The sequence below is a fragment of the Streptomyces coffeae genome (assembly GCF_016741875.1).
GTDB lineage: Bacteria > Actinomycetota > Actinomycetes > Streptomycetales > Streptomycetaceae > Streptomyces > Streptomyces coffeae.
This window is the reverse complement of sequence record NZ_JAERRF010000090.1, coordinates 1-3772: the sequence shown is the minus strand read 5'-3', so window position 1 is coordinate 3772 and position 3772 is coordinate 1. Positions and strand designations below refer to the sequence as shown.

Below are 3772 nucleotides of genomic sequence, written 5' to 3'. Positions count from 1 at the left end.
ACCTCATCGACGCGAAATGACCGGGCCGCCCGACACCGTCGGGCTCCGGGGAAAGGCGCTCTGATGCCCGAGAAGAAGGCCGCACCGGGGGCTCGCCCGGAGGTGTTGTCCCTTGCCTACTCGCCCTGCCCCAATGACACCTTTGTCTTCCACGCCTGGGCGCACGGACTGATCCCCGGTGCCCCCGCCCTCGATGTGCGCCTCGCGGACATCGACATCACCAACGGTCTCGCGAAGGAAGGCGCGTTGGATGTCCTGAAGATCTCCTACGCCTCGCTCCCCCACGTCCTGGACGAGTACGCGCTCCTGCCCTGCGGCGGGGCCCTCGGCCGGGGCTGCGGGCCGCTGGTGGTGGTCCGTGCGGAGGTCGAGTCCCCGTCGCTGGTGGGCCGACGCGTCGCCGTACCCGGCACCGGCTCGACGGCGTACCTTCTGTTCCGGCTCTGGGCGGCCACGGCGGTATCCGACGCCCCCATCGGAGCCGAGGGCGGCATCGGTGAGATCGTCGTCCTCCCCTTCGACGAGATCATGCCCGCGGTGCGCGACGGTGTCGTGGACGCGGGCCTGGTCATCCACGAGGCACGCTTCACCTACGGCTCCTACGGACTGCGCAGCCTCGCCGATATGGGCGAGGAATGGGAGAAGGAGACCTCGCTGCCCGTCCCGCTCGGAGCGATTGTGGCCAGGCGCAGCCTGGGTGCGGACCGTCTGAACGCGCTCGCCGAGGCGGCCCGCGCCTCGGTGCGCCACGCCTGGGCCAACCGGGACGCCTCCCGCTCCTACGTCCTCCAGAACGCCCAGGAGATGACCCCGGACGTGGTCGACCAGCACATCGACCTCTACGTGAACGAGTACACCGCGGACATCGGCACCGAGGGCTACGAGGCAGTACGCACCCTCCTGACCCGCGCCGCCGCCAACGGCCTCGTCCCCCCGGTCGCCCCCGACGCCCTGACGCTTCCCGGCGCGCGCTGAGGGGCGGCGGCCCCGGCTCCCACCCATGCCGCGGAGCATCAACTTCGTTTTGTGATAACCCCCTTCATGGTGAAACCGCTTGCGTCAGTGAGGCTTAACCAGGTGAATGGACTCCACTTGACACAGTTGTCCAAGGGGGGATTCACGTGACATCAGCAGACTCGGCGGGACAGGCACAGAACACGCCTTCTCACTCCTTACCCGGAGCCGGAGGCCCGCCGCCACCCGCCACCCCACCGCAGCCACCGGCCGGTCCGCCGCCCGCCGCCCATCGGTACCCCGCTGCGGCACCAGCGGCCATGGCACAGCCGATCATCGGCGTCGACCTGCGGGTCAGCAAACGGCTGCTCTGGATCGGAGACGCCTACTACCCGCTGCACAACGTCGCCCGCGTGTACACGCTCACCATCCAACCCCGGCGCAAGGACGCCGCTCTCCTCTTCGCGAAGCGGCTGCTGACCATCGGGGCGGTGACGGCAATCCTGGGTCTGCTCGCCGCTGTGATCGACGGGCCCAGCGGCGACTTTGGAAGCAGCGACAGCAGCGGCTCCGGCGGTCTCTCCGTCCTGGTCATGGTCGTCGCGGTCGCGGCGCTGATCTACTCCCTCGTGGAGATGCTGACGGTGCTCGCCGCACCCGCGCACTTCATCCTGGCGGTCGAGACCTCCGGCCCCTCCACCGCCGTGGTGACCAGCCGGTGGCCGGACCAACTGCGGCAGCTGGCCCGCCAGATCGCCGACGCGATCGAGAACCCGGAGGCGGAATTCCAGGTGCGGGTGGAGACCCTCAATATCAGCCCCAAGCACTACTACTTCGGAGACAACGTCAACATGTACGGCGGCACCGGCAACGTAGGGATGGCGAGCTGATGAGCGGGGATCAGCACTACTACTTCGGCAGCGGCGACCACGTCACCATGCACGGCGGCTCGGGCAACATCGGCATCGACAAGCGAGTCACTCCGGCCCAAGAGCTGCCCCAGGCCGTCCAAGAGGCCCTCCGCGAGCTCCTTGCTCTGGTCCAGGAACTGCGCCCCCAGCTGCCGCCGGTCAACGCCGACGCTCTCGACGACTCGCTGCCGGCCCTCCGCGCCGAGGCGGATGTCCCACCGCAGGAGCGGCACCGCGCCCTGCTCGCCGTCGCGGGCATCGCCGCGACCATCGGCGCGCTCGGCGTACCGATCATCGACGCCATCAACAAGGTCCTCGAACTCATGGGCGCACAGTGAGCACCCGGCAGACGCTGGACTCCCAGGGAGACGCTCACGTAAGGGCCACTCACTCAACGCGAACGCGCTGACACCGTAGGTTCTCGTGCGGACCACGGCCTCACACCCGTACGCGCCGCGGGGTCACCCCTCCACCGCCCGCAGACCGCAGCTGCTCGCCCCAGGAACGAGAACAGCCCCCGGCCGCGTTTCCGCAGCTCGGGGGCCGTTTACCCAGTGTGGCGGCGCCAGGATTCGAACCTGGGTAGGCTAAGCCGACGGATTTACAGTCCGGACGCGTGGAGTATGCCGCGCCCCGTCTGACCTGCGGCTCAAACCTCACCAATCGCAGCGATAGCTTCCACCGTCCACGCCTCGTCCAAGAGCCACTTCTGTCCCAGCGTGGCGAGCACGCCGCGGAAGGCCACGCATGCCTCAGCCCTCGTCGACCCCGTGACCGATCTCCCGAGCACCAACTCATAGGGACCCGTTCCCCGAAAGCCGCCCGGCGAGGTGCACGCTTTCCCACTGTGGTGGTGGGGTGCTGGGGTGTGTGCAGGGGCGTTCGTTCACCTGCGATCGTGGGCGGCATGCCTGCGGGAAGGTCCGGCACACGGTCTCGGCTGAACGACAGTGAACGGGGCTGAATGAGACGGGAACTGAGACGGCTGCACTCCTTACCGCAGCACCGGAGACGGCGCGGCCAGCTGTCGAAACCACTGCACACGTGGGAGCTGGGCTGCCTTGGGTTGCGCGGCCTGCATGCCCTAGGCGGGCTCCTGTACATCCTCGTGAAGGAAGGTCTCGTCTTCCCCGAAGTCCGCGGCCTGGAAGGGGTTTGTCGTCGGAGGCGGCGATGCTGTAGTGGCACAGCGGGGTTGCCCTTCCAGGGCGGAAAACAGCGACGTCAGTTCGATGAGGGGTCTCCCTTTGGTTACAGGTCCCTGAAGGGGCCTGGCGTGCCATGACCGGGCACAGCGGTCCTACAGCTTGGTCATCTTGGCGTACGGGCTCAAGATCCGCATTTGCGTCGAGCCGAAATCCACGAGCGCCGCGATTCCGTCCTCGATGCCGATCACCCAGCCGAGGCCGTACATGTCGTGTGTGACCTGGTCGCCCACGGCGAAGTGCTTGGGAGGCGGGGTGACCGGGGCCTTGAAGGGGCTGGTGGGCAAATGACGCTTCGGTGCAGCAGGCTTTGTCATTGCCCCCAGTATGCGCCTACGAACTGCGCTGGTCGCTGGCTCTCAGGGGCAGGAGTAGCTGATCGTTGGACTCCACTCCAGCAAGAGCTGAGCCTGCCGACCGGCCGCCAGACGGGCGGGGGTCGGGCGGTTGAGATTCATAGGAGGCCGAACCGCCCGTACCCTTCGTGGTGTCTACGGCGTCACCTAGCAGGCGCCAAACACTGGAGGCAATACCTCGTGCTGATTGCTCAGCGTCCGTCACTGACCGAAGAGGTCGTCGACGAATTCCGCTCCCGGTTCGTGATCGAGCCGCTGGAGCCGGGCTTCGGCTACACCCTCGGCAACTCCCTCCGCCGCACTCTCCTGTCGTCGATCCCCGGTGCCGCTGTCACCAGCATCCGGG

At 67.7% G+C, this 3772-nt stretch carries 4 protein-coding genes, 1 tRNA gene and 1 pseudogene; 4 read left to right on the top strand and 2 right to left on the bottom strand.

What is annotated here, in order from left to right; genetic code table 11:
* Positions 1 to 63: 63 nt before the first annotated feature.
* The 3 genes from JK363_RS41005 to JK363_RS40995 all read left to right on the top strand — a co-directional run bounded on the left by JK363_RS41005 (position 64) and on the right by JK363_RS40995 (position 2203).
* Positions 64 to 975 carry a 1,4-dihydroxy-6-naphtoate synthase gene (locus JK363_RS41005; protein ID WP_201883422.1) on the top strand — a complete coding sequence of 304 codons (912 nt, stop codon included), beginning with the start codon at positions 64 to 66 and terminating at the stop codon, positions 973 to 975.
* A 299-nt stretch (positions 976 to 1274) separates the two neighbouring features.
* Positions 1275 to 1844, top strand: a complete 570-nt coding sequence (locus JK363_RS41000) for a DUF6232 family protein (RefSeq protein WP_201883421.1) — start codon at positions 1275 to 1277, stop codon at positions 1842 to 1844.
* The gene (locus JK363_RS40995) at positions 1844 to 2203 is read left to right on the top strand and encodes a hypothetical protein (protein ID WP_201883420.1); all 360 of its coding nucleotides are present in this window, start codon (positions 1844 to 1846) and stop codon (positions 2201 to 2203) included. Before JK363_RS41000 ends, JK363_RS40995 begins: the two co-directional genes overlap by 1 nt.
* 219 nt (positions 2204 to 2422) lie before the next feature.
* On the opposite strand, the gene JK363_RS40990 is transcribed toward JK363_RS40995, so the two are convergent.
* Positions 2423 to 2503, bottom strand: a tRNA-Tyr gene (locus tag JK363_RS40990).
* Positions 2504 to 3165: 662 nt separating this feature from the next.
* Positions 3166 to 3387, bottom strand: a complete 222-nt coding sequence (locus JK363_RS40985) for a hypothetical protein (RefSeq protein WP_201883419.1) — start codon at positions 3385 to 3387, stop codon at positions 3166 to 3168.
* 219 nt (positions 3388 to 3606) lie between these two features.
* On the opposite strand from JK363_RS40985, the pseudogene JK363_RS40980 reads away from it, so the two are divergent.
* Positions 3607 to 3772, top strand: a pseudogene (locus JK363_RS40980) (DNA-directed RNA polymerase subunit alpha); the annotation flags it as partial.